The sequence below is a fragment of the Natrinema ejinorense genome, assembly GCF_002494345.1.
In the GTDB taxonomy this organism is placed as follows: domain Archaea; phylum Halobacteriota; class Halobacteria; order Halobacteriales; family Natrialbaceae; genus Natrinema; species Natrinema longum.
The window spans coordinates 1,153,683-1,177,359 of sequence record NZ_NXNI01000001.1 but is presented as its reverse complement, the minus strand read 5'-3'; the positions used below and the strand labels follow the sequence as shown (position 1 = coordinate 1,177,359).

The following is a 23,677-nucleotide window of genomic DNA, read 5'->3' as shown; positions in this document are numbered from 1 at the left end:
CGATTCGAACTGGTTGCAGTGGCAGATCCTAAACGCTTAGTCCTTCTAGGCGTGCGTACCTGTTAATGAGTAATCCCGACCAGGAGCGGACGGAGCGAGACCCTCCAAGACAGGGTCGCGACCCCCCACGACAGGACCGAGACCCGCCCGAACAGGAACACGTCCGAGAGGCGGTCGAACGGTCCAGAAGCGGTGCGCCGGCGGTCGGAGCGGTCGTCCGGGATCGGTTTTCCTCCGACGAGATCTTCCAGCGGATCGTCGCCGCCGCCGACGAGGAAATCACCTCCGGCGGTCGTGAACTGTTCTTCAGCGGTCTCGCCGCCGGGTTTGCGATCACGATTACGTTCCTGCTGTACGCGTCCCTGACGGCGGAGACCGACAACCCGATTCTGAGCAAACTGCTCTATCCGCTTGGCTTCATCTACATCATCATCGGTGGCTACCAGCTCTATACCGAGAACACGCTGCCGCCGGTCGCGCTGACGCTCGAGCGACTGGCCAGCATCCCCGCACTGCTTCGCCACTGGACGATCGTCCTCGCGGGTAACTTCGCCGGCGGCGGGCTCGGGGCGATCGCGCTGTATTACAGCCAGGTCTTCGACGATAACACGGCGGCTGCCGCGATGAGCCTCGCGGAACACGGTGTCGAGACCTCGTGGTGGGCCCTCTTCTCGAAGGCCGCGTTCGCCGGGTTGATCGTCGCCGGCGTCGTCTGGATCGTCTACGCCTCCCGCGACACGATCTCGCGGCTCGTCGTCGTCTACATGGCCTTCCTCGCCATTCCGCTCGGCGACCTGTTTCACGTCGTCGTCTCGTTTACGGAAATGGTCTACTTGGTGCTGGACGGCGGTCTCCATCCCTTCGTCGGCGTCACCGACTTCGTCCTGCCGGTCCTGCTCGGAAACACCATCGGCGGCATCGTCCTGGTCACGGTCGTCAACTACTTCCAGACCAGCGAACACCGCCTCGAGTCCGCCCGGTTCGAGGGAGCGGATCGCCAGCTCTCGATACCGGAGTGGTTGTTCGGCAGCTACGTGGGTCGGTCGTACGTCCCGTTGATCGACACTGCGGAGACCCACGCGACCGAAAACGGCGATTATCGCGTGCTCGTCCCGATTTCGAACCCGCGAACCGAGTCGACGATCGTCGACCTCGCCTGTCGACTGGCCAGCGGCCACGAGAACGCGACAGTGCACGCCGTCCACATCGTCCAGATGCCGGGTCGTGCGTCGATGCGATACGGTGCCGGCCAGACCGAGCGGATCGTCTCCGAGTCCGAGCAGCGGATGGAAAGCGTCTGCCAGCGAGCGGCGTCCTACGACGTCGACTGCGAGACGTCGACGGTCGTTTCCCACCGCTCGTTCGAGGACGTCTTCGATACCGCGGAACGCGAGCATGCCGATCTCGTCGTGCTTGGCTGGGGAGAGGACCGACCGTGGGGCCAGGGTCGTGCCGAAGGTCGGATAAACGAACTGACCAGCAATCTTCCCTGTGACTTCCTGATCCTCAAGGATCGGAACCTGGACACCTCGCGAGTCCTCCTCCCGACTGCGGGCGGCCCGGACTCGGATCTGAGCGCCGAGGTCGCACGGACGCTTCGCGACCACTCCGGGGCCGAGATCACGCTCCAGCACGTCGTCGCCGGCCCGGAGGACCGCGAACGGGGCGAACAGTTCCTCGCCGAGTGGGCCGCCGAACGCGACCTCGAGGACGCCGAGATCGTCGTCGACGACTCGGGCGACGTCGAGGCCGCCATCTGCCGGCAGTCGAAGGACCACTCGCTCATCCTCATCGGGGCGACCGAGGAAGGGGTGGTGTCGCGGCTGATGAGCGACTCGCTGCACATGGACGTCGTCAACGAGGTCGACAGTTCGGTCATGCTCGCCGAACGGCCCAGCGACCGTAGCGTCGTCCAGCGACTGTTCGGCCACTGGTAGTCCGCGTTAATTCGGTAGTGCCCAGATCTATTATTCACGAGGCGTAATGAGTATCGTCTCGAGCGCGCCCCCGAGACGACTGTCATCGATTGCCACAGTGCGTACTGTTTTCCCACCGGTTTCCGTACCCTCGCTATGGAGTACACGACCCTCGGATCGACCGGCATGGAAGTCAGCCGCATCTGTCTGGGCTGTATGAGCTTCGGCTCGAGCGACTGGCGCGAGTGGGTCTTGGAGGACGAGGAGAGCAAGCAGATCATCGACCGGGCGCTCGATCTGGGGATCAACTTCTTCGACACCGCGAACATGTACTCGCGAGGCGAGTCCGAACGCATTCTGGGCGAGGCACTCGCGGGTCACCGCGAGGAGGCCGTCGTCGCGACGAAGGGCTACTTCCGGATGCGTGACGACGACCCGAACTCGGGTGGGCTCTCCCGGAAGGCGATCGAACAGGAGTTGGCCGCCAGCCGGGAGCGACTGGGGATGGAGACGATCGATCTCTACCAGCCCCATCGCTGGGATTACGACACGCCGATCGAGACGACTCTGCGAGCGCTCGACGATGCCGTCCGGCGGGGCCACGTCCGTTACATCGGGGCCTCCTCGATGTGGGCCCACCAGTTCGCCGACGCACTGCACACGAGCGACGCGCTTGGCCTCGAGCGCTTCGCCACGATGCAGAACCACTACAACCTCGTCTATCGCGAGGAAGAACGCGAGACCCTGCCCCTCTGTGCGAACGAAGGGATCGGCGTGGTTCCGTGGTCGCCCATGGCCCGCGGCTACCTGACGCGGCCCCACGAGGAGATCGACGCCACGACCCGTGGCGAGACCGAGGAGTACATGTACGAACACCCATACCGCGAGGGCGGCGGCCGGGAGATCAACGAACGCGTCGCCGACCTGGCCGACGACAGGGGCGCGACGATGGCCCAGATCGCCCTCTCGTGGCTGCTCCACAAGGACTGGGTCGACGCACCGATCGTCGGCACGACCAGCGTCGAGCATTTAGAGCAGGCCGTCGAAGCCCTCGAGATCGAGCTATCGGAGTCGGATATGGAGTACCTCGAGGAGCCCTACGAGCCGGTTCCGGTGTCGGGCCACGAGTGATCCTCTTTTGTCGTTCCGGTTGAACTATCTTTTTGTCATCCTCGTTGAAAACGGATAGGTATGGGTCATCGGAGCCATATTGCCGCCGAACTCGCGGAGACGGCCGATCCAGACGCGGTTACGGACGTTCTGGCGGGGGACGACACTCGGCTGAGCGGACCCGACCGCTACGACGACGTGCTGACGTTCAGCGGGATGGAGGGGCCAGTTTCGACGCTCGATCGCCTCCTAAATACCGTCAGTGACGCCCTCGAGCGGGCGGTGCTCGTGATCAACCACGACGGCGGGTGGGGCGAGATGATCGGCAGATACTACGAGAACGGGGCGGACGGCTTCGGTGCGGTCGAGGAGTTGCGAACCGACTTCCGGTGGGAACCGGGCGTGTACTTCGACTACTTCGCCGCAAAGTACGGAATTCATGCCGCCGTCTGAAGACGACCCGTCCCTGGAGACGCTCGCTGCACGGGTCGCCGAGACACCACCGGCGGACCGCCGCGATCCGGCCCTGAAACTCGCCAAGCGCCGGCTCGAAACCGTGCTTCCGTCCCAGTCGACGGACCTCACGGACGCCACCATCGACCGACTGCTCCCCCACCTCGAGGATCCCGATCCGGCCGTTCGGAGCGCAGTGATCCTCGTGTTGCGAAACGCGATGTACCTTCAGCTACGGGGGGCCGATACGGCGATTTCCGAACACCCGCCGGCACTGCTTGCAGACCGACTGCTCGAACGGATCGACGACGAACACTGGGCCGTCAGACAGGCGGTACTCCTGCCGAGGCACCTGCACCCGATACTCGCGGCGACGTTCGAGAACGACGCCGACGTCGATCTGGACACCGCCGCACTGTCGATGTCCGCCGCCTGGCTGGCCGATCGCCTGTTCCAGCGGCTTGCCGATCCAGTACCGGTGATTCGAAAACGAACGAGCGCACTCTTCTTCGATCTGGACGACGCGTCGACGGTCGTGCTCGCCCACCCGGAACCCGACCGAGCAGTGACGACGCTGGTCGAGGCCCTTACGGATCCAGCCGATGCCGTTTTTAACAGAGGTGAGGCCTGCGAACCCCGAAATGCGGCAATAGAGACGCTAATCGAACTGGTAGCGCGTCGTCCCGAGTTGGTCACACCCCACCTCGAGCCGCTCCTCGACCACCTCACCGTCGACGATGGACACCTTCGATCTCGGATCGTCGAGTTGAGTATCGGCCTCCTCGAACGGGGGGTGATCGGGTACGAGGCGGTAGCCGACGATGTCGTCGACGCGCTAGAGCGAGGGCGCTATCCGCTGCGGACCGAGGAGACGATGCAGTTGCTCGTCTCGGTCGCTCTCAGACGTCCAGACACGATCGACGACGTTGCGTCGACACTACGGGTCGAACTCGCGGAGAACGATACCGGAGGGGCGTACGCTCAGCACGCCGCCGCGGCGGACGCGCTCGGCAGACTCGTTCGCGAGAGCGATCGGACGTTCGAGCCCCTCGAGGAGACGGTGGCCGCACGAACCGGTGATAGATCGCTCTTCGACGCGGGTATCGATCCGCTGGTACCACTCGCCGAGGACCACCCGGAGCTCGTCGCCGACGCCCTCACGAACGGCTACGAGGCGTTGCGAGAGGAGGATCTGTACGATGGCCGGTTCGACAAGGAGTTGCTCGTCTCGGTCGCCGACTGCAACCCGGCGGCGGCCGAGCCCGTACTCGCCGGCCTCGTCGACGGGGCGAACGTACACAACGTCCAGCGGTTACTGGCGAACGTTTCGGAGGCGCATCCGACGTTGGTCGCCGAAATCGTTCCGGAACTGCTCGACGCCGTGGACACGACCCCGCCGATTCCGCGAAACGTGTGTCGAATTCTCGCTGCAACCGCCGAGACCGGCGTCCGAATCCCCGACGAAACCGTCGCAGCCGTAACGGAAAGCGTCGGGCCGATCGGGGACACGCCAGCATACGACGGGAATCGACGATACTGGGCCGTTCGGGCGCTGATCGAGTTCTCCGAGCGAAATCACGATGCCGTTCCCGAACGCATCGAGCCGTTCGTCGAGGCCTCTCAGGACGGCGAACTCGACGACATCGTCGATCCGCTCGAGTTGCCAGCCGCGAGGGAAGCAGGGTGGGAGCCCGTCGCCGACGAGTCAGCGGAATAACTGCGCCCACCCGTGTAGACAGTTCGAACGTACCGTCGTACCGGCGTATCGTACGACCAGCGTCGAACACGTGGCACAGGCCATCGAGGCGCTCGAGGACCTCGCCGAGCCGGTTCTATAGTAGCAACTGAAACGATTTACACACTGATCGCAACGCTGTCGTGCGATCAGGTGTGCAATGACTTTCAGTTGCTACTATAGTAGACCGGACACTGCTGAGGACGTCCCCTCGAATACGACCACCGTCACGTTACTCTCGCGAACAGAATTGTGCCCTCGGTCGTATCGATGCCGAGCAAGTAGGTCCCGCCACAGGACCGGGTCGTCGCGTTGAACAGCCAGCTGCGAGCAGTCAGATTCCCATCACGCCTCCGATGAGTCGATCCAGTCCGCCGACGGTTCGTTCCGCACTCGATCGAACGAACCGAGCGGAGTAATTAGTACCGCCTACTCGGACTACGGGAGTGCCTCCGTGATCTCGACGAGGTCGTCTTCGGTTTCCCACCGGTACAGTCGTTCATCTTCCTCGAGCAGGTCGAAGACGCCGTCCTGCATCCAGTCGTAGGGTCGGTCCACCTCCGGGTACTCCCGCTTGAGCACGTGCGTCTTCTCGAAGTACTCCTCGGTGCCCGCGAGCAGGCCCTGTTCGACGAGAAAGCCGCTTGGTTCTCGTTCGGCGACGCCGACGACGTGAGTGACCAGATCCGCGATCAGGGAGAACTTCTGGATGCCGTTGTCCCACTCGCCGCGAACGTCGACCATTCGGAAGGCGTAGGCGTCCGACCGGCGGTTCAGCCGATCGACGACGAGGTTCAGCCGCCGAATCGGCTCGCGATCGTAGCTGCCGAGGACGAAGTACGACCGTTCGCTCTCGTAGACCGGCCGGAGCTCGCTCAACGCGTGGAGGATCTCCTCGTTGTCCGCAAGCGAGAGCTCCTCGGCCTCGAGTCGCTCCGTCGCGCTCGTGAGGACGCCCTCGGGGACCGGCGGATCGTCGTCTGTCATACGCAGTGATTCTCGCGAATTGCGGATAGTAGTTTCCGTGTCCGTTCCGTTTCCGATAGTCTCCGAAGTCGTCAGCAGTTTACCGGAGAGTGATTTACTTCAGGGTAACTTACTTGGTGCCACGCTCCGTAGCTGGCGGTATGAGCACCGACGTGGGGACTCCAGAGGGGGCGAACACCCGCGAACTCGTCCGCTTTGTCACCCAAGAGACGCGGTTCGCGCTGCTTTCCAATATCCTGCAACATCCCGAGGGACTCCCCTCGATGTACGAACTCGAGCGGCTCAACCCGAGCGTGAGCGAGGCGACGGTCTACAAACACGTCCAGAAACTGATCGACGCCGGGATCGTCGAGGAAGTCACGCTGCCGGACGAGGAGCGCCAGCAAGGCTATCCCTGGAAGTTCTACCGTCTGACCGACGAGGGACGGGCGTTCCTCGAGAAGCACAACCTGCTCGCGGCCGAGGAGACGCTCCAGCGGATCTACGAGACGATTTCCGATAAACCCGAGAAGATGATCAAGTACGAAAACGCGCCCCGGCCCGACCAAACGTGAGCCGGAACGGCGTCGATCGAGGCCGGATCACCGCGTGAGTCACCCGGTTCTCGAGAGCTACCCCTCGGCTGTGGCCTCCGCCAGCACCGCTTTCAGGGTATCGATCTGGTCGGGGAGGGTCGCTCTGTACTCCTCCGCGCGCTCCCGCCCGCGTTCGGCGAAGCCGTCGTAGACCGCGGGATCGTCGAGTTTCTCGAGCGCGTCGACCCACGCATCCGGCTCCGCCCCCTCCTCGACGAGCAATCCTGCACCGCCACACGCCTCCGGTATCCCGCCCCGGTGGCTCGCGACGACGGGAATCCCGTTCCACATCGCCTCGAGTACCACGCGGCCGAACGTCTCCTCCCAGACGGAGGGTACCAGCAGAACGCCAGTCTTCGCGTAGACAGCCAGAATACCCGGCTCGCTGGTGAACGTGACGTTATCGAGGTCGTCGAATCCCACGTCGGTCGGCCCGTGTTGCAGAATCTCCTCGGCCGGGAGCTCGAGCGGGGCGCCGTGGAACGTGTTCCCCTGGATGTGGAGGGTCTCGGGATCCCAGCTGAAGTCGTCGGTCCGGAAGCTGTACCAGCCGCCTTTCGCCAGGAAGTCCCGATCGGGGACCCGCTCGGCGACTGCCCGAAAGGTGCGTCCGCCCTTCATTTCGATGGGGTTGATCATCGAGATCCGATCGGACGGCCCCTCGGGAGCGGTATAGAAGTCGAAGTCGATGTACGGATACACGACCGTCGAGTCGCGCCCCCAGATGCTCGTGATCCACTGCTGGGTGTACCGGGAGTTCGCGACGAACCGCGTCGGCGAGAAGTCCGCGACGACATCGTCGGTCGCGTGGGTCGTCGTCAACGAGAGGACGGTCGGCACGTCGTTCGCCTCGGCCGCCTCGAGTGCGATGTCCGCCCACAGGTCCTGGACGAGTGCGACGTCGTACTCCGCAGTCGCGAGCCGGTCCACGATCTTATCGCGCGGTTTGAGGCCGGACAGCTCCGTGATCTCGACGCCATCCTCGACGCGTGACGTGTCGGATTCGCCCCGGCAGATGACGTCGATCCCGACGTTCCGCTCGCGGAGTTCGTCGATCCACTTGTTCGCCGTGTTCGCCGCCCCGCCGATCGAACTGATGGGGTTCGTCGCACTGATGTACACTACGTTCATGATTTCCGGACCGGAACTAATCGGCGGACGGCGTTATAATACCCTCGCTTCAGTTCGGCCGTTTATATTTCCTCGCGTACCCCGAATCCGTCCGGCGAATGCGGTCGACCATCGATACGGTCTGCTGGAAGCCGGTGACGGCGCACCCGCAGGGCGGGTCGCGGTTGCACCGGTAAAACGTTACAGCAGACCGTAGCGATACCGGCTGGAGCACGGGAATACCCGCTTTACGGTCCCACGACACTGGACCAGTCAGCTCATGAAGAGCCGTCGTCCGGCACGTTCGTGGCGCATCCCCATGATTTCGGCCAGCGGTGCGAAGGATGCCATCGTCGCCGCGTCGTCGTCGACGTGGCGCTCGCAGACTGCGGTGAGTACCGGCTCCAGTTCCTCGAGCACCGACTGGATCTCGGTGTGGCCAAAGCGGCCGAGGCGCTGGGCCGCACCCAGCAATCCGGTGACGAACGAGTACGCGTGCGAGAGGCAGGCCTCGAGCCGCGAGAGTCCGCGCGCCTGGCTGACGACGCCGAAGACGACCGGGTAGTGGCCCGGCGTCGCGTCGGTCTCGATCGCATCGGCGAAGGCAGCAGTGAGATCACCACCGTCGGCCGCCGGTGGCGGCTCGGGCGCTCCCTCGACCCCCTCCCCGCGGGTCTCCCCGACCGCGGTCGCGATACCGCCACTCGAGTCCGACGCCAGCAGTTCGCTCAGCTTCGCACCCGCTTTCGTCGAGCTCTCGCGGAACTCTCGGGGCATCGTCACCGCGTGGAGCCGTTCGTCGACCGCCACCAGCCCCTCGAGGTCGCCGTCAGCGCTCGCGGCGTGGGCGTTCGCCAGCGCGACGGTCTCGCAGGGACCGACCACGCGCCGCAAGTAGGCCGCGATCAGCTCCCGGAGGTCGTCACCGTCCTCGATGCGGTCCTCGTTGAGATACTGTTCGAGACCGTAGGAGGCCGTGTAGCCGCCCACGGGAAGGAACGAGTCGGCGAGTCGGAGCGCCGTCAGGAACGAACCGGGCTCAGTGGTCATGGCTGTGATCGTGCTCGTGGGTCGGGTCGATGTTATCTGGACCGTGCTCGTGTGCGTGTTCGCCTCCGTCGTGACCGTGTGTGTGCTCGCTCCCGTCGTGGCCGTGGATGTGATCCGCAACGCCGTGGCCGTGCTCGCTTCCGGGACCGCCGTCGGAGCCAGCCTCCTCGTCCTCGAGGGCCGTCACGAACAGGTCGGCCTCGACGGTCGTCTCCCGGAGTTCGGAGCCGGGAACGACGTCGGCGACGACGCGCTCGACGATATGGCGATCCGCCTCGAGCGGGACGTAGACGGTCCCGTCGTCGACCGCGAGGTCCCAGTGCTGGTTGCCGACGCGGTGGCCGAGTTCGACCGCCGCCTCGAGACGCGCCGCCGTCGCGTCGGGCAGCGCGATCGCGAGCGCGTCGACGGGTTCGAACGCGACGACGATCATTCGGTCGTCCGCGACGAGCAACACGTCGCCGGCCGAGACGGCGGGGGTGTCGACGACGACGCCGACGTCCGTTCCCGCGTCGGTCGTCGCCCGGAACCGGGATCGGCGGCGGTTCTCGGCATCGATGACGACACGCTCGAGGGTGCCGTCTTCCTCGTGGGCTACACGTCGAGCCGCGAGTTCGTCGTCGGCGTGGACGTTGCCGACGATACCGTCGATTCGCTCCATCAGTATCGCCGGTCGGCGGGTGTGCCGACCCCCAGCGTCGCTCGTCTCGTTTCGTCCCACGCATCGCGGACGGCCGCAGTGACGTCCGTCTGCCGATGGCCGAGGAGCCGGACGATTACTCCGGCATCGAAGGGCAGCCTCGAGACGCCGACCGCGATGTCCTCGCGCTCGGCGAACCGGTCGCGAATCGCCTCGACGAGGGACTCGAGGTGGGGGGATGGCCCATCGGGGTCGTCGTCGCCCGGAGCGAAGGCGTACAGCGAGCCGACGACGCCGTACTCGCCGACGCTGGCCGGGTCCCGCGGATCGCGCTCGTCGGGTCGGAGGTCGACGGCGTCGGCACAGACCAATCGACCGTCGTACTCGGCCTCGACGCGCGCGTGGTAGTGATCGAAGCCGAACGGCTCGTGCTCGGTCAAGCCGTCGGGGACGAGCACGTCCGCGACGACGACGACCGACGCCGGAGCGAGATCGACCGCGATCGTCTGGAGACAGCGGGCGTCCTCGTTGACGATCGTCGGCCCCGGTACGTACTCGAGGTAACTCCCCTCCCCGACCCGGATCGCGGTCTCGAGGTGGGCGTAGTTGGCGGCCATGCTGTGGACCTTCGTCGCGCTCTGGGTCGTGACGTGGGCGCGAGCACCGGCCCGCGCGTCGAGTCGCATCCGATGGCGGTCGCCCTGTGCGACGCCGCCGGTCGGCTCCTGTGCGACCAGCGTCGTGAGACCGGGTGCGGGATCGGTCTCGAGGGTGCCGGTCAGATGGTAGGGGACGGTCACGCGATCCCGGACGAGCCGGGTCGGGCCGTCACCCTCGCGGGCGAACGTCGCCTCGAGCAGCCCGTTCTTGCCCGGCCCGCCCGCGGGTGCCTGTGCGAGCGATTCAGTGGCGTAGGCCTCGAAGGCGGGCGGCAACCGCGCCGTATCGGGATCCGTTGCGCTCGAGTGAGCCGCACTCACGCGAACAACACCTCTCGCTCGACGTGGGAGAGCACGTCGTCGACCCCGTCGCCGTTCTTGCAGTTGGTGAACACGAAGGGGTCGTCGCCCCGGACCGTGGCGGCGTCGTCCTCGATCACGTCCAGATCGGCGTCGACGTGGGGTGCGAGGTCGGTCTTGTTGACGACCAGCAGATCGGCCTGCGTGACGCCGGGGCCGCGCTTGCGCGGGATATCCTCGCCCTCCGCGACGGAGATGATGAACAGGAAGTAGTCCGCCAGTTCGGGGTTGAACGTCGCGGCGAGGTTGTCGCCGCCGCTCTCGATCAGGACCACGTCCAGTTCGGGGTGGCGTTCGGTGAACTCGTCGATGGCCGCGAGGTTCATCGACGGATCCTCGCGGATCCCCGTGTGCGGACAGGCCCCGGTTTCGACGCCCTCGACGAGGTCTGCGGGCAGCAGATCGGCGAACGACTCCCGGAAGACGTCGGCGTCTTCCTGTGTCATGATGTCGTTGGCGATGACCCCAACCTCGTACTCTCGGTCGACGAGTTCGGGAACGAGCCGCCTGACCAGTGCCGTCTTCCCCGAGCCGACGGGCCCGCCGAGACCGACCTTCGCGACGTCGCGGTACCCCATTACTCGCCCTCCGTCCGCTCGAGGTCCTCTCCCGGGCCGGGATCGACCGTCTCGAGTTGGTCCGGACTGTCGGCACGAATCGGGTCGTGGACGGTGACGAGCTTGGTGCCGTCGGGGAAGACCGGCTCGACCTGAATCATGTCAACCAGCTCGGGGACGCCGTCCATGACGTCCTCGCGGGTGAGCAACTGCGTCGCCTCGGAACGGATCCGGGAGACGGACTTGCCCTCGCGGGCGGCCTCGCAAGCCCAATCCGAGATGTAGGCGACCGTCTCGGGATGGTTGAGCTTCACGCCGCGGTCCTTGCGCCGGCGGGCGAGTTCGGCGGCCATGAAGACCGTCAGCCGCTCCATCTCCTTCGGCGAGAGGTTCATCGGCTCACCTCCGCTCGGCCGGGCAGGTGTGACAACTGGCTCGAGTCGTCCGTGCGCGTCATCGATACTACCGGGGTCGCTATCGTGGCTGCCTCTTCGTGGATCATGGATTTAGAGCAGGTACCGCTGTGCGAGGGGGATTTCGTCGGCGGGGTCGCAGGCGACGTGTTCGCCGTCCACCTCGACTTCGAACGTCTGGGCGTCGATGTCGATGTCGTCGGGACAGTGGTCGTTGTGGAGCATGTCGGACTTCCGGACCGATCTGGTTCCCTCGACCGGCCGAACCGGCGTTTGCAGGTCGTAGGCGTCGCCGACATCGTTCTCGTAGGCGGCGTCGCTGACGAACGACACCGAGAGGGCGTGTTTCGCTCGGCCCTGTGCGCCTGCGCGTTCGCGGCCGATGACCGGCTCGCAGGTCATCAGCGAGCCGTTTGCCTCTCCCATCTGGGACCAGACCGGGAAGCCGCCCTTGATCACCGCCTTCGGCTTGATCCCGAAGAAGCCAGGCTCCCACAGCGCGATATCGGCGAGTTTTCCGGGCTCGAGCGAGCCGACGTAGTCGTCGATCCCCGCCGTGATCGCCGGGTTGATCGTGTACTTCGCGACGTAGCGTTTGATCCGTGCGTTGTCGGCGTCGGTTCCCTCGTCCGCCTCGAGGGGGCCGCGCTGGGCCTTCATCTTGTGGGCGGTCTGCCACGTGCGACAGATCAGCTCGGCCATCCGGCCCATGGCCTGCGAGTCGGTCGTCATCATCGAGATCGCGCCGGTGTCGTGGAGGACGTCCTCCGCGCCCAGCGTCTCCGCACGGATGCGCGATTCGGCGAAGGCGACGTCTTCGGGAACGTCGGGGTTGAGGTGGTGACAGACCATTACCATGTCCAGATGCTCGTCGAACGTGTTCTCTGTGTAGGGCATCGAGGGGTTCGTCGAGGAGGGGAGCATGTGCTCGTGGCCGATCAACTCGAGGACGTCGGGTGCGTGGCCGCCGCCGGCACCTTCGATGTGGAAGGTGTGGATCGCGCGGCCGTCGATGGCGTCGAAGGTATCCTCGACGAAGCCCGACTCGTTTAACGTGTCCGTGTGGATACAGACCTGGACGTCTTCGGCCTCCGCGACCTCGAGACAGGTGTCGATCGCGGCGGGGGTCGACCCCCAGTCCTCGTGGAGTTTGAGCCCGGCCGCGCCGGCCTCGATCTGTTCGCGGAGCGCCGCCGGGTTGCTGCTGTTGCCCTTGCCGTAAAAGCCGACGTTGACCGGCCACTCTTCGGCGGCCTGGAGGAACCGTTGGATGTTCCGGGGCCCGGGCGTACAAGTCGTTGCGCCGCCGCCGAACCCGCCGCCGAACATCGTCGTCACGCCCGAGGCGAGCGCGTGCTCGACCAGTTGTGGACTGTTGAAGTGAACGTGGATATCCAGCGCACCGGGCGTCGCGATCAGCCCGTCGGCGGGAATCGTGTCCGTGCTCGGGCCGATCACCATGTCAACGCCGTCCATCGTGTCCGGATTGCCCGCTTTGCCGACGCCGACGATTTTGCCGTTTCGGACGCCGATGTCTCCCGTTCGGATCCCGAGGACGGGGTCGACAATCACGACGTTCGTAAACGCCCAGTCGAGTGCCCCCTCGGCCTGTGTCGTCCCCGACTGCATCCCCATCCCGTCGCGCATCGTCTTTCCGCCGCCGAAGACCGCTTCCTCGCCGGGAACGCCGTGATCGCGCTCGATCTTCGCCAGCAGGTTCGTATCGCCGAGTCGGAGTCGGTCGCCTTCTGTCGGGCCGAACAGTTCCGTGTACTCCGTCCGCGGAAGGTCGCGGCTCATTCGTCGCCCTCCGAGACGTAGCCCTGCGCTCGAGCGCGCTCGAGCGCAGTCGCTTTCACGTCCGCGTCATCCAGTTCGCCGTCGACCAGCCCAGCCATTCCGCGGACGATCCGGTCGCCGCCGATATCGACGAGGTCGACGTCGCGTTCACAGCCCGGTTCGAACCTGATCGCCGTGCCCGCCGGAATGTCCAGCCGGGTCCCGTACGCGGCCTCGCGGTCAAACGCGAGGCCGGGGTTGACCTCGAAGAAGTGGAAGTGCGAGCCGACCTGAACGGGGCGGTCGCCGGTGTTCTCGACCGTGACGGTCGCCGTCGGACGCCCCTCGTTTATCCGCACCGGTTCGGCTGCCGGGAGCAGTTCCCCCGGAACGAACTCGGTCATTCGCCGATCACTCCGAGCACGTCGCTGGTCCCCATCGTAAAACGAATCGTCATCACAGTCCGGATAATGCGGACAGAGACCGTAAATACATACGCGGACAACAATATTTGCGAAAAAGTAGCCGATCTTCGTTCTATATCGGAATTTAGTGTCGTGTCCTCACTCACGGTCTAGAAGGCCATAATAGGATCGGACATATATCCTCTAACATGGTGGAAAAAAGAGAATGTGACAAGCACTGCACGTAAATATCACCGACACTAAGGAGAGAAACGACCGAGCGGCGACAGTGCCTGACAATATGTATTCACTACGCGACAGCGAACGGGTGATCGACCATGGTCGCTGACGATATTCGAACGAAGCGAAAGATCCAGCAACTCGGGTCGTCCACGCTCGCCGTCACGCTTCCGGCCGACTGGGCCCGTGCCCACGGTGCCCAGAAAGGTGACGAACTCCTCCTCCAGTGCGACGAGAGCGGCGGCTCCCTCCTGCTCATCCCGGAATCGCCCGAACCCACCGACGATCTCACGACGATCGACGCCGATGCCCTCGAGCCGGCGGCCCTCTAGCCGGCGATTCTCGCCCAGTACGTGCTCGGCCGACAGCTCACTCGAGTCGAGAGCGACGCGGTGCTTTCGACGGACGCGCTGGACGCCGTCACCGAAGTCGAGCGCCAACTCAGGGCTCGGTATCGTCGAACAGAGCACCGATCACGTCGACGTTCGCTGTTCGGTCGCCGCCGGCGATTTCGAACTCCCGACGTTGCTCGAGCGACTCTGGCAAACCGAGGCACCCGCCGACGACTGATCGCCGGGCCGATCGCTGCTGTTTTCGCCGTTTTTCAGTCACCCTGCGAACACGGCCGTTGCCGGGCTCGTTCCCGCGAGAACGGCCCTCGAGGTGCGTTCGATCGGTAGGCGCTCGTACCGAGCATGCGGTGAGGGCAAACGATGTCGAGCGAACGCGGTCGCCGTCGGCCCAGAGGAATCAGCCGCCGATCGGAACGCCGCCGAACACGACGATCGCGACCAGCCAGTAGACGACGTAGAGCCCAGCGAGGAGGTAGCCGTGCCACCGCTCGAGGGTCCCCCGAGAGAGGAAGTACGCGGCGAGGGCGGTCACGACGATCACCGTCGGGAGGTGAAACGTGAGGACGGCCCGGGAGATCTCGAGGTCGCTGAGGAGCATAATCACGCCGACGTTTCCGGTCACCGAGAACAGGACGCTTCCGATGACGTTTCCGACACCGATCTCGGGAACGCCCCGGCGCACCGGTTCGACCGTCAACATGACGTCTTCGAACGTGAGAATCACCGTGAGGACGGTCGCCCCGAAGACGGTCTCTTCGATGCCGAGGCCGTCGACGACGACCTCCGATCCGGCCTCCAGCAGCATCGACGCCAGCACGATACCGGCCAGCGCGAGGACGGCGAGGGACAGCCAGATCCAACCGGCGGCGGAGCGATCGCCGACGAACCCGTCTTCGGAAATCTCCGAGAATTCCGTCGGCAGGGCGATCCCCCCGTCGGCCTGTAGCCCCTCCCCGAGTTCGGTGTCTCGGAAGACCGGTCTGTCACGCTGGTACTCCCGAACGATGATGTACCCGAACAGGAGGACGAAGGCCCCGAGGAGGAGCACTCCGTGGACGAACGTGAGGGTCCCGACGAGAACGAACGGGAGCAACAGCAACGGTGCTAGCGCGAAGAGGGCGACGTAGTCGACGGGTAAATCGACCGGAAACGGCTTGATGATCGCCGCGAGGGCGAGGGTCACGCCGATGATCGCCAGTCCGGTTCCGAGGGCCGTCCCGAGGGCGGCGCTCTCGAGGTCGCCGGCCGACAACACGAGCGCGAGGATCGTGTCGTCGAACTCGAACCCGGTGAAGAGGATCGCGAGCGCGAACAACGAAATCCGCAGTCCCAACGCCGCTCGAGTGAGATAACTGATCAGTTTTTCGACACAGAACGTCAGCACGATTCCGCCGGCAGCGAGGACGAGTATCGCACCCACGATGCCCTGTGCGTCGACGAAGCCTTCGATCGCCCCTTCGATACCACCCTCGTTCTCGTTGGGGGCATCGTCCTGGCCCGCAGTACCCTCCCCCTGAGCGAGAGCCGGTGTGACCGGGACTGCGAGGAGCACGGCGACCACCAGGAGAGCGACGAGGAGTCTGCGGCCGGTCCGACGAGACGGACGGAGCGACGCTCCTTGGGCCGTGCTCGACCCGGCGTCCCACCCACCGCTCTGGCAGAGTGTATCCGCCGAACGTATCGTATCCACGACCCGCGATCGCTGGGAAACGCTGGCGGTCTCGTTGTGGCTCCCGAGCATGTCGCATTCGCATGCTAACCAGTGGCATATAGCTAACAGGCCGTGAGGGACAGTTCATGGGACATCTCTACACGGCTCCATCGGCGAGGCCGATAGGAGCCGGCTCGAGGCGTGCCGTCGATCAGGGATCGGCCGAATCGGAATCGGTCTCGTCGTCGAGCGTGTCGGCTTGCAGGAGGAAGGTTCGTTCCGGCGGCGGCGCGATTCGCAACTCGATGCGCCGAGTCAGTCGGTAGTACTTTCGGTTCCCCCGCCTGTAGCGGTCGACCAGTCCGGCTTCCTCGAGCGTCGAGAGGTGGTGAACGGCGGTTTTCCCGTCCATGCCGATCTCTGCGGCGAGCTCCGAGACGTACATCGGTTCCCGCGAGAGTTCCCTGGGAATTGCCAGCCGCGTCCCGTTTCCCAGGGCGTCGAGCAGTGTCACGTCCGTCCGTTCGACACCCGTCTCAAGAAGGGTTCCGGCGTCTCTCACTGGACTCGAGTTCGGGGCCGAGACCGACGCTCGATCGCGTATCGCCGGTCGTGAACGTAGTTTTATCGCCGTCGCCGTGGCAGCCGTTCGTATGAGTGACCGCGTCGACTTTCCGGACGATCGAACTAGCGACCGGCGGACGATCACCAGCGGGTTCTTCGAACAGGAGGTCTATCTCTCGAGCGAGGAGACGGCCGCCTTCCTCCACGACCTCGCCGACCAACTCGAGGCCGGATCGTCGTTTACGATCTCCGCCGCGGAGTGGGAGCTACCGTTCGATTACAGCGACCCGATCGAGGTCGAGATCGAGTTTTCCGACCAGCGAGAGCGGGAACTCGAGATCGAACTCGAGTTCACGGAACCGAAAGATGGCGACGACTTGAGGGTTCGGTAGCCCGCGTCGTCCGGTAGTCCGTCGCCGATCGCTGTCGGGCCGCCGGCATCACTCGCCCGGGAGCAGTCCGCCCTGTGCCAGCGCGTCTCGGAGGTTTCGCCACTCCGTCGGCGAGTGCCAGCCCCACCCGCGTCGTCGGACCGCATCACTGGTCGCGAACCGATCGGTGACGCGCTCGAACGTCCGACCGATTCGTTCCGGCGACCCGTCCATTTCGTCCGCGAGGTCGTTCGCAACCGCCGCCGGGTCGCGAACCGCGTTCGCCCAGCCGCCCGTTGTGGCGGCGAGCAACGCCACGAGCCGCGACCGCTGTCGACGGAGGACGTCCGCCCGGACGATCAACGCCGGCCCGTACGCCGGATACCCGTCTGCCACCGCGACCTCGTCGACGGATCGGTCGGCGGTCTCGAGCCGCTCGGGATCGGGGGCCATCCCCGTCACGGCGTCGACCGCACCCGAGCGAAGCGCGTCCCGCTCCTCGCCGTCGACGTCGACGAGATCGACGCTCTCTCGGATCCCGGCCTGCTCGAGGAGGAGCCGTCCGAGCAGGCCGGTTTCCGTCCCGTCCGGCATCCCGACGCGACGTCCGCGCAGCTGCTCGACGGTTTCGAAGGGGCCGCCGAAGGCCGTTCGCGTCGTGTAGAGAACGACCAACGACCGCTGGAAGAGGACCGCGAGCGGGACGATCGGCCGCCTCCGTTCTCGCTCTCGGAGGATCGTCGCCGCTCCCGCGACACCGATCTCGCAGGCTCCCGACGCGACGGCCTCCGTCGCCGCTCGCGAGCCGTCGTACTCCTCGATCGAAATCGAACCGCCGCCCACGTCGGTCGTCCGTGTGGCGAACAGCGGGAGATGGAGAGCGTTGGGCTGCCAGTTGAGAGCGAGAGACGCACCCTCGAGTGTCGACCGATCGGGAACCGCCCGGTCGGAAGCGCCGGTGGAGCTTGCGGTTCCGGCCGAACTCGACTCCCAGTCCGTCGCGTATCGCAGCCCTTGCTCGAGGAGGCGGTCGGCGTGGTGTGCGTCCGTCCGGCGAATCGTCTCGGATCGGGGAGCGACCGCGTACCAGGCTTTCGGCGGTCGGCCGGGGGCAGTCGTCGTCGCCGTGGTTTCGGCGATCAGGTCCGCGGCGACGAGCGTGGCCAACGCGTCCGTGGCTGCGTTCTTGGTCACTCCCGCGCCGATGTGGACGGCCGTTCGAGTGGCCGCATCCGCGAGTTCGGGGTCCGCCAGCCGACACAGCAGATAGGCCAGAACGCGGGCCGCGTTCTCGCCGAGCCCGATCGACAGACGGGAGACCAGCGCCTCGTCCTCGTCGGTCAGGACCGGAAACGTCCGTACGTCCATCACGAATCGTACCCCAGCCAGGGCCATAAACGGGGAGACCGGTGGGCGAATCCGGGCTCGCCGGTCGCTCGAGGACGACGATCGCGTGCGACCGAAACCGATCCGACGGACCAGGAGCCTCCCGCGCCGGCAACCGAAACCGAGCTGTCGGACGCTTTCGGGGCGTCGACCGTCGCGAGTGGCGTGACGATTCGATGTCGTTCGAACGAACACTAATAGCGCGTCGACCGATATGGATTGCTAATGGCACGACTCAACCGGCTCACCGTGTATCCGGTCAAAGGGCTGGACGGCATCGAACTCGAGACGGCGGCGATACTCGATGGCGGGACGATCGCCCACGATCGGGAGTTCGCGCTGTTCGACGCGGACGGCGACGTTTTCAACGGCAAACGATCCGATCGCGTCCACGCCCTCGACACCGGGTTCGATCCGGCGACGAGTACACTCACCGTCGAGACCCCCGACGGAGAGACGGCGTCGTTCGACCTCGATGCCGACCGGGAGGGTGCAGCCGCCTGGTTTAGTGACTTTTTCGAGACGACGCTCTCCTTCGAGCGGGACGAGTCGCTGGGGTTCGTCGATCGACGCGAGATGGGGCCATCCGTGATCAGCACGGCGACGCTCGAGACCCTCGCGTCCTGGTTCGAGGATGTGACCGTCGAGGGAGCACGGCGACGGCTGCGGGCGAACGTCGAGGTCAGTGGCGTCGATCCCTTCTGGGAGGACCGATTCGTCGGCGAGGACGCGCCGTCGTTCGAGATCGGCGACGTCCGGTTCGACGGTGTGACGCCCTGTGGCCGCTGTGTCGTCCCACAACGCGATCCCGACACGGGAGAGCCGACCGAGAAATTCCGGGAACGGTTCGTCCGGAAGCGTGAGGAAACGTTCCCCGACTGGGCCGACGCGGCCGCGTTCGATCACTACTATACGCTGATGATCATCACGCGCGTTCCCGAGGCTCACCGCGGCGGGACGCTCCGCGTCGGCGATCCGGTCGAGATCGGGGATTAGTGATCGATTCCGGGGCGCTGGAACGTCGTTTCGGCCCCGTCGGCGTCGGCTGTCTGTCCGTCAGCGTCGGCTGTCGGCCCGGCGAGCGCCTTCTCGAGTTCGGGTGCGGCCAGCACCTCGTTTCGATCCGGCTCCCCGGGCCGCCGGAAGTAGTAGGTGTCCGCACAGCCGGCGACCAGTTCCGAGAGTCGTCGATCTTCGTCGTGGACGACCGACACGAGGTCACCCGTCACCGCGATCAACACCGCATCGTCGGGTTTGTAAAGCGCGTCTCTGAGTTCGTGGACGGTACTGTCGGTCGGTAGCTCGAGAGTGACCCCGTCGACGGTCGCCCATCGCGTCTCCATGGATAGCCGTTCGAGCGTAGCGATCTATACGGTTGTGCCCGCAGATACAGGCCGCTGGGTGCCGTCGAACGGAGCGACGACGTCTGGAACCCGGACTCGAGACGACCGATGCCCGGAACTGGTGATCGATTTCAGGAAACGCTTAGGGTATCGCGCTCGACACCCCGAACGTGAGCGAGAATCGCGTCGTTCAGGGGCGAATGGTGACGGCCGAAAAACTCGCGGAACTCGTCGAAGGCGACTCCGTGATGGAAGTCGATTCGATCGAGGAGGCCGACAGGAAGTGCCCGGAGTGTGGCGGTAACGTGTTGCAGGTGACCTACATGCCGTCGGTCACCGAACTCGTCACCGGCTGGAAGTGCCAGGAGTGTGACTGGAGCGAGGACGACCGGGACTGATCGTCGCCGCTGTCGCCTCGAAATCGGCGCGTTTCTGCCCAGCGACGCTCGTCGAGCAGCGAATTTTGCGCCGGTCACTTCGAACCCGGCACCACCTCGATCCCGTCACTCACCCGACGGTCCCAGCCGTGGGCAGCGATCCGTTCGTCGGATCGATGGCCGACGAGGGAAACCCCGTCTCACGTCGATCCGATCGTCACCAGACCAGCCACTCGAGGACGACGACGACGGCGGCGAGAAAGACGTGTTCGCCGTCGACGACGAACCCGTAGTACAGCGGGCCGCGATCGGGGGTCGCGAACGGGATGTAGAGGCAGACGTAGGCGTTCATCGCGAGGACGACGAGGAACTCCTGTGAGAGCGTCCCGAGGCCGACGAGAACGACGACGACCGCAGCGACAGCGACGGTCGCCACCAGGGACAGGAGTCGGGTCCGCCGCGGGCCGTAGCGGTTGGGAATCGTTGGAATCCCCTCGGCACGGTCGCCCTGAATGTCCTTGACGTCGAAGATCACCGCAGCGATGGTGATCATGATCGTGATGTAGGCGAACAGGAACAGGATCTCGTGGGCGAGCAGCCGAGCGTAGTAGTAGCCCACGCCGAGCGGGATCGCGCCCCAGGCGAAGCCGACGACGAGGTTCTTGACGAGAAAGCGTTGCTTGACGCCGCCGACGGAGTACAGGAAAACGACGACGAGCGGGAGAAGCATGTACACTACACCGGCCAGTCCGAGCGCGACGCCGACCCCGATCGCAGCGACGTAGAGAACGATACCGAGCGTCAACCAGAACCGACCGTACCGCTTCGTAAACGCCGCACGTTTCGGGACGTTCTGCTCGTCCTCCTCGAGGTCGGTAAATCGGTTGACGGTGTAGACGAACATCGTGGCCGCGAAGACGATGAAAAGCGGCACCGGCTCGAGGGGGAGGTCCGCGAGGAGGACGGTCGTCACGGCGACGCTAACCGTCGCCAGCGAAATAAAAAGGTTGCTGTGAACCAGAACCCGGAGCGCGTGCTTGACGGATGCCGCCAAACCCGGTGTTCGATGCGGAGCAGTAGAGTTCCTCACAGCGAGTTGGCCTCGTGTGAGACGTTGGGAGAGCCCACGTTTGAATGCTGTGTCAGGTTCCCAACCCCGATCTCGCTCGAGGGAATCCGGGACGTCACGATCGCTCGAGGGAACTGCCGCCGATCGACCGTCGGCCCCGAAACCGCGTCTCGACTCGGTCAGCGACTGGAAAATCGACTAGTCGTGGCGGGGAGTCGGGGCCGAGTTCGGACGTGCGGGTACGTCACACCCACCTTCAGTTGAAAACCCACACAAAGAAGGTGGCACGGAACACAGTCCGGTACTGACGAACCCGGAGTAGTTGATACACGTCGATGGATATCCCGTGGCGAGTGGAAACTGGCAGGATTTAAGCAAGGGCGGCACGCCCGTTTGAATGGCATGAAATTACACGAGTATCAGGCGAAGGGCGTCTTCGCCGATGCCGGGATTCCGACGCCGGATTCGAAGCTCGCTTCGGACGTCGACGGCGTCGTCGACGCGGCGGAGGAAATCGGGTATCCAGTCGCGGTGAAAGCGCAGGTACAGGTCGGCGGCCGGGGGAAGGCCGGCGGGATCAAACTCGTCGAGGACGCGGACGAGGCTCGGGACGCGGCCGAGTCGATCCTCGGCATGGATCTCAAGGGGTATCACGTCGATCGCGTCCTCGTCGAGGAAGCGGTCGACTTCGTGAACGAACTCTACGTCGGGATCACGATGGATCGGGGCGAGGGTAAACCCGTCGCGATGGTCTCGACCAAAGGCGGGGTCAACATCGAAGAGGTCGCCGAGGAAGACCCCGACGCGATCGCCCGCGAACACATCGATCCCTCCTTCGGGATGCATCCCTACCAGGCCCGAAAGGCCGTCTACGACGCCGGCGTCGACCAGTCGGTCGCGCGCGATGTCTCGAGCGTTCTCACGACGCTCTATCAGCTCTGGGACGACAAGGACGGTGCCGACGCCGAGATCAACCCGCTGATGGTCACGGCCGACGACGAGGTCATCGCGGCCGACGCCGTGATGAACATCGACGAGGACGCGCTGTTCCGCCAGCCCGAACTCGCCGAGATGGAAGAGGAGGCCGCCGGCGGCGACGAACTCGAGCAGAAAGCCGACGAGTACGGCTTCGACTACGTCCGGCTGGACGGCAACGTCGGTATCATCGGCAACGGTGCCGGGCTCGTGATGACGACGCTCGACCTGGTCGACTACTACGGCGGCGAACCCGCCAACTTCCTCGACGTGGGTGGCGGCGCGAAGGCCGCCCGCATCGCGAACGCGCTCGATATGGTGTTCTCCGACGACAACGTCGATTCGGTCGTCTTCAACATCTTCGGCGGCATCACCCGCGGCGACGAGGTCGCCCGCGGGATCAACGAAGCGCTCGAGCAGTTCGACGAGATCCCCAAGCCGGTCGTCGTCCGACTGGCCGGGACCAACTGGGAGGAGGGCATGGAGATTCTGAACGAGGACCTCGTGACGGTCGAACAGACCCTCGAGGACGCGGTCCAGCGTGCCGTCGAGTACGCTGGGGAGGTGAACGACCAATGAGCGTACTAGTCGACGACGACACGCGCGTCGTGGTACAGGGCATCACCGGCGGGGAAGGCAAGTTCCACGCCGAGCAGATGATGGAGTACGGAACCAACGTCGTCGCCGGCGCGGTCCCCGGCAAGGGCGGGCAGGAGGTCAGCGGCGTTCCCGTCTACGACACGGTCCACGAAGCGGTCGACGAGGAGAACGCGGACACGTCCGTGATCTTCGTCCCGCCGGCCTTTGCCGGCGACGCAGTCTTCGAATCGCTCGACTCCGGTCTCGACCTCGCGGTCGCGATTACTGAAGGAATTCCGACACAGGACATGGCGCGGGTCAACAAGCGCCTCTCCGAAACGGATACCCGACTCATCGGCCCGAACTGTCCCGGCCTCATCACGCCCGGCGAGGCCAAACTGGGCATTCTCCCCGGCAACATCTTCGCCGAGGGGAACGTCGGACTCGTCTCCCGATCGGGAACCCTGACCTACCAGGTCGTCGACAGCCTGACCAATCGCGGTATCGGCCAGACCACCGCTATCGGTATCGGCGGCGACCCGATCATCGGGACGGACTTCGTCGACGCCCTCGAACTGTTCGAGGACGACCCCGACACCGACGCCATCGTCATGTGCGGTGAGATCGGTGGCGAGGACGAGGAGGAAGCGGCCGCGTTCATCGACGACTACGTCGACACGCCGGTCGCCGGCTTCATCGCCGGCCGCACCGCGCCGCCGGGCAAGCGGATGGGCCACGCCGGCGCGATCGTCTCCGGCTCCGGGACCGGCACCGCCGAGAGCAAGATCTCGGCGCTCAACGACGCCGGCGTCCCCGTCGGTGACACCCCCGAGGAAGTCGCCGACCACATCGAAGAGTTCCTCGCGTAACTCCCGCGAGCGAACTCGCGGGCGATCCGTCGCTCGCATCGTTCGCTATCGTCGCAGTTTTCGACCCGCGTTTCGATCCTGACCGTCGCTCCGACACGAACGACAGCGAGTCCGCACGCTCGCTCGCTTGCCGGCCGATCATACGTCTGGCT

At 65.2% G+C, this 23,677-nt stretch carries 25 protein-coding genes; 11 read left to right on the top strand and 14 right to left on the bottom strand.

Annotated elements, in window-relative coordinates:
- Positions 1-65: 65 nt before the first annotated feature.
- From CP557_RS05845 to CP557_RS05830, 4 genes are all read left to right on the top strand, one after another.
- Positions 66-1,937 carry a formate/nitrite transporter family protein gene (locus CP557_RS05845; protein WP_097379051.1) on the top strand — a complete coding sequence of 624 codons (1,872 nt, stop codon included), beginning with the start codon at positions 66-68 and terminating at the stop codon, positions 1,935-1,937.
- A gap of 135 nt (positions 1,938-2,072) precedes the next feature.
- Entirely contained in the window at positions 2,073-3,047 is a 975-nt protein-coding gene (locus CP557_RS05840) for an aldo/keto reductase (protein ID WP_097379050.1), read from the top strand.
- Between the two features lie 60 nt (positions 3,048-3,107).
- Entirely contained in the window at positions 3,108-3,479 is a 372-nt protein-coding gene (locus CP557_RS05835) for a hypothetical protein (protein WP_097379049.1), read from the top strand.
- A complete protein-coding gene (locus tag CP557_RS05830) occupies positions 3,466-5,196 on the top strand; it encodes a hypothetical protein (RefSeq protein WP_097379048.1) in 1,731 nt (576 codons plus the stop codon). The genes CP557_RS05835 and CP557_RS05830 overlap by 14 nt, the downstream gene beginning before the upstream one ends.
- Before the next feature lie 456 nt (positions 5,197-5,652).
- Here the strand turns inward: CP557_RS05830 and CP557_RS05825 are convergent, their stop codons facing one another.
- Positions 5,653-6,201, bottom strand: a complete 549-nt coding sequence (locus CP557_RS05825) for a hypothetical protein (protein ID WP_097379047.1) — start codon at positions 6,199-6,201, stop codon at positions 5,653-5,655.
- A gap of 140 nt (positions 6,202-6,341) precedes the next feature.
- Here CP557_RS05825 and CP557_RS05820 point away from each other — a divergent pair, with 140 nt between their 5' ends.
- Positions 6,342-6,755: a MarR family winged helix-turn-helix transcriptional regulator gene (locus CP557_RS05820; RefSeq protein ID WP_097379046.1), complete on the top strand. Its 414-nt coding sequence runs from the start codon at positions 6,342-6,344 to the stop codon at positions 6,753-6,755.
- A 57-nt stretch (positions 6,756-6,812) separates the two neighbouring features.
- On the opposite strand, the gene CP557_RS05815 is transcribed toward CP557_RS05820, so the two are convergent.
- From CP557_RS05815 to CP557_RS05780, 8 genes are all read right to left on the bottom strand, one after another.
- Entirely contained in the window at positions 6,813-7,907 is a 1,095-nt protein-coding gene (locus CP557_RS05815; protein ID WP_097379045.1) for a glycosyltransferase family 4 protein, read from the bottom strand.
- A gap of 252 nt (positions 7,908-8,159) precedes the next feature.
- The gene (locus CP557_RS05810) at positions 8,160-8,936 is read right to left on the bottom strand and encodes an urease accessory protein UreF (protein ID WP_097379044.1); all 777 of its coding nucleotides are present in this window, start codon (positions 8,934-8,936) and stop codon (positions 8,160-8,162) included.
- Positions 8,926-9,597: an urease accessory protein UreE gene (ureE, locus tag CP557_RS05805; protein ID WP_097379043.1), complete on the bottom strand. Its 672-nt coding sequence runs from the start codon at positions 9,595-9,597 to the stop codon at positions 8,926-8,928. Before ureE ends, CP557_RS05810 begins: the two co-directional genes overlap by 11 nt.
- Positions 9,597-10,556, bottom strand: coding sequence for an urease accessory protein UreD (locus tag CP557_RS05800; RefSeq protein WP_097379042.1), 960 nt, complete (start codon positions 10,554-10,556; stop codon positions 9,597-9,599). Before CP557_RS05800 ends, ureE begins: the two co-directional genes overlap by 1 nt.
- Entirely contained in the window at positions 10,553-11,173 is a 621-nt protein-coding gene (gene ureG / locus CP557_RS05795) for an urease accessory protein UreG (protein ID WP_097379041.1), read from the bottom strand. The genes CP557_RS05800 and ureG overlap by 4 nt, the downstream gene beginning before the upstream one ends.
- Positions 11,173-11,547, bottom strand: coding sequence for an urease subunit gamma (locus tag CP557_RS05790; protein WP_097379040.1), 375 nt, complete (start codon positions 11,545-11,547; stop codon positions 11,173-11,175). Before CP557_RS05790 ends, ureG begins: the two co-directional genes overlap by 1 nt.
- Positions 11,548-11,658: 111 nt before the next feature.
- Positions 11,659-13,365, bottom strand: a complete 1,707-nt coding sequence (gene ureC / locus CP557_RS05785; RefSeq protein WP_097379039.1) for an urease subunit alpha — start codon at positions 13,363-13,365, stop codon at positions 11,659-11,661.
- Entirely contained in the window at positions 13,362-13,748 is a 387-nt protein-coding gene (locus tag CP557_RS05780) for an urease subunit beta (RefSeq protein ID WP_097379038.1), read from the bottom strand. The genes ureC and CP557_RS05780 overlap by 4 nt, the downstream gene beginning before the upstream one ends.
- Positions 13,749-14,086: 338 nt before the next feature.
- On the opposite strand from CP557_RS05780, the gene CP557_RS22785 reads away from it, so the two are divergent.
- On the top strand, positions 14,087-14,320 hold the full coding sequence (locus CP557_RS22785; protein WP_211290178.1) for an AbrB/MazE/SpoVT family DNA-binding domain-containing protein: 234 nt from the start codon (positions 14,087-14,089) through the stop codon (positions 14,318-14,320).
- A 418-nt stretch (positions 14,321-14,738) separates the two neighbouring features.
- Here CP557_RS22785 and CP557_RS05770 read toward each other — a convergent pair whose 3' ends face one another.
- Positions 14,739-15,803 carry a sodium:calcium antiporter gene (locus CP557_RS05770; RefSeq protein WP_245853071.1) on the bottom strand — a complete coding sequence of 355 codons (1,065 nt, stop codon included), beginning with the start codon at positions 15,801-15,803 and terminating at the stop codon, positions 14,739-14,741.
- Between the two features lie 400 nt (positions 15,804-16,203).
- Positions 16,204-16,506 (bottom strand): ArsR/SmtB family transcription factor, encoded by a 303-nt coding sequence (locus CP557_RS05765; protein WP_097381542.1) that lies wholly within the window; start codon positions 16,504-16,506, stop codon positions 16,204-16,206.
- A 139-nt stretch (positions 16,507-16,645) separates the two neighbouring features.
- Between CP557_RS05765 and CP557_RS05760 the strand changes: the two genes are divergently transcribed.
- Complete coding sequence (locus CP557_RS05760; protein ID WP_097379036.1) at positions 16,646-16,948, top strand: amphi-Trp domain-containing protein; 303 nt, start codon at positions 16,646-16,648, stop codon at positions 16,946-16,948.
- Between the two features lie 48 nt (positions 16,949-16,996).
- Here the strand turns inward: CP557_RS05760 and CP557_RS05755 are convergent, their stop codons facing one another.
- Positions 16,997-18,295, bottom strand: a complete 1,299-nt coding sequence (locus CP557_RS05755; RefSeq protein WP_097379035.1) for an ABC transporter substrate-binding protein — start codon at positions 18,293-18,295, stop codon at positions 16,997-16,999.
- A 243-nt stretch (positions 18,296-18,538) separates the two neighbouring features.
- On the opposite strand from CP557_RS05755, the gene CP557_RS05750 reads away from it, so the two are divergent.
- Positions 18,539-19,309, top strand: coding sequence for an MOSC domain-containing protein (locus tag CP557_RS05750; RefSeq protein WP_097379034.1), 771 nt, complete (start codon positions 18,539-18,541; stop codon positions 19,307-19,309).
- On the opposite strand, the gene CP557_RS05745 is transcribed toward CP557_RS05750, so the two are convergent.
- Positions 19,306-19,656, bottom strand: coding sequence for a hypothetical protein (locus CP557_RS05745; RefSeq protein ID WP_097379033.1), 351 nt, complete (start codon positions 19,654-19,656; stop codon positions 19,306-19,308). The two genes, CP557_RS05750 and CP557_RS05745, sit on opposite strands and share 4 nt — an antisense overlap.
- A gap of 170 nt (positions 19,657-19,826) precedes the next feature.
- On the opposite strand from CP557_RS05745, the gene CP557_RS05740 reads away from it, so the two are divergent.
- Positions 19,827-20,054 carry a DUF5795 family protein gene (locus tag CP557_RS05740; protein WP_097379032.1) on the top strand — a complete coding sequence of 76 codons (228 nt, stop codon included), beginning with the start codon at positions 19,827-19,829 and terminating at the stop codon, positions 20,052-20,054.
- 196 nt (positions 20,055-20,250) lie between these two features.
- Here the strand turns inward: CP557_RS05740 and CP557_RS05735 are convergent, their stop codons facing one another.
- Positions 20,251-21,123: a UbiA family prenyltransferase gene (locus CP557_RS05735; protein ID WP_169924344.1), complete on the bottom strand. Its 873-nt coding sequence runs from the start codon at positions 21,121-21,123 to the stop codon at positions 20,251-20,253.
- Positions 21,124-21,504: 381 nt separating this feature from the next.
- Here CP557_RS05735 and sucC point away from each other — a divergent pair, with 381 nt between their 5' ends.
- On the top strand, positions 21,505-22,656 hold the full coding sequence (gene sucC / locus CP557_RS05730) for an ADP-forming succinate--CoA ligase subunit beta (RefSeq protein ID WP_097379030.1): 1,152 nt from the start codon (positions 21,505-21,507) through the stop codon (positions 22,654-22,656).
- Positions 22,653-23,525, top strand: a complete 873-nt coding sequence (gene sucD, locus CP557_RS05725) for a succinate--CoA ligase subunit alpha (RefSeq protein WP_097379029.1) — start codon at positions 22,653-22,655, stop codon at positions 23,523-23,525. The genes sucC and sucD overlap by 4 nt, the downstream gene beginning before the upstream one ends.
- The last annotated feature ends 152 nt before the right edge of the window (positions 23,526-23,677 follow it).

Coding starts and splice junctions, on each gene's coding strand:
- ureC (WP_097379039.1), bottom strand. CDS start 13,365: ATGAGCCGCGACCTTCCGCGGACGGAGTACACGGAACTGTTCGGCCCG.
- sucD (WP_097379029.1), top strand. CDS start 22,653: ATGAGCGTACTAGTCGACGACGACACGCGCGTCGTGGTACAGGGCATC.
- CP557_RS05755 (WP_097379035.1), bottom strand. CDS start 18,295: ATGGACGTACGGACGTTTCCGGTCCTGACCGACGAGGACGAGGCGCTG.
- CP557_RS05840 (WP_097379050.1), top strand. CDS start 2,073: ATGGAGTACACGACCCTCGGATCGACCGGCATGGAAGTCAGCCGCATC.
- CP557_RS05825 (WP_097379047.1), bottom strand. CDS start 6,201: ATGACAGACGACGATCCGCCGGTCCCCGAGGGCGTCCTCACGAGCGCG.
- CP557_RS05760 (WP_097379036.1), top strand. CDS start 16,646: ATGAGTGACCGCGTCGACTTTCCGGACGATCGAACTAGCGACCGGCGG.
- CP557_RS05835 (WP_097379049.1), top strand. CDS start 3,108: ATGGGTCATCGGAGCCATATTGCCGCCGAACTCGCGGAGACGGCCGAT.
- ureE (WP_097379043.1), bottom strand. CDS start 9,597: ATGGAGCGAATCGACGGTATCGTCGGCAACGTCCACGCCGACGACGAA.
- CP557_RS05820 (WP_097379046.1), top strand. CDS start 6,342: ATGAGCACCGACGTGGGGACTCCAGAGGGGGCGAACACCCGCGAACTC.
- CP557_RS05780 (WP_097379038.1), bottom strand. CDS start 13,748: ATGACCGAGTTCGTTCCGGGGGAACTGCTCCCGGCAGCCGAACCGGTG.
- CP557_RS22785 (WP_211290178.1), top strand. CDS start 14,087: ATGGTCGCTGACGATATTCGAACGAAGCGAAAGATCCAGCAACTCGGG.
- CP557_RS05750 (WP_097379034.1), top strand. CDS start 18,539: ATGGCACGACTCAACCGGCTCACCGTGTATCCGGTCAAAGGGCTGGAC.
- CP557_RS05845 (WP_097379051.1), top strand. CDS start 66: ATGAGTAATCCCGACCAGGAGCGGACGGAGCGAGACCCTCCAAGACAG.
- ureG (WP_097379041.1), bottom strand. CDS start 11,173: ATGGGGTACCGCGACGTCGCGAAGGTCGGTCTCGGCGGGCCCGTCGGC.
- CP557_RS05745 (WP_097379033.1), bottom strand. CDS start 19,656: ATGGAGACGCGATGGGCGACCGTCGACGGGGTCACTCTCGAGCTACCG.
- CP557_RS05790 (WP_097379040.1), bottom strand. CDS start 11,547: ATGAACCTCTCGCCGAAGGAGATGGAGCGGCTGACGGTCTTCATGGCC.
- CP557_RS05815 (WP_097379045.1), bottom strand. CDS start 7,907: ATGAACGTAGTGTACATCAGTGCGACGAACCCCATCAGTTCGATCGGC.
- sucC (WP_097379030.1), top strand. CDS start 21,505: ATGAAATTACACGAGTATCAGGCGAAGGGCGTCTTCGCCGATGCCGGG.
- CP557_RS05830 (WP_097379048.1), top strand. CDS start 3,466: ATGCCGCCGTCTGAAGACGACCCGTCCCTGGAGACGCTCGCTGCACGG.
- CP557_RS05810 (WP_097379044.1), bottom strand. CDS start 8,936: ATGACCACTGAGCCCGGTTCGTTCCTGACGGCGCTCCGACTCGCCGAC.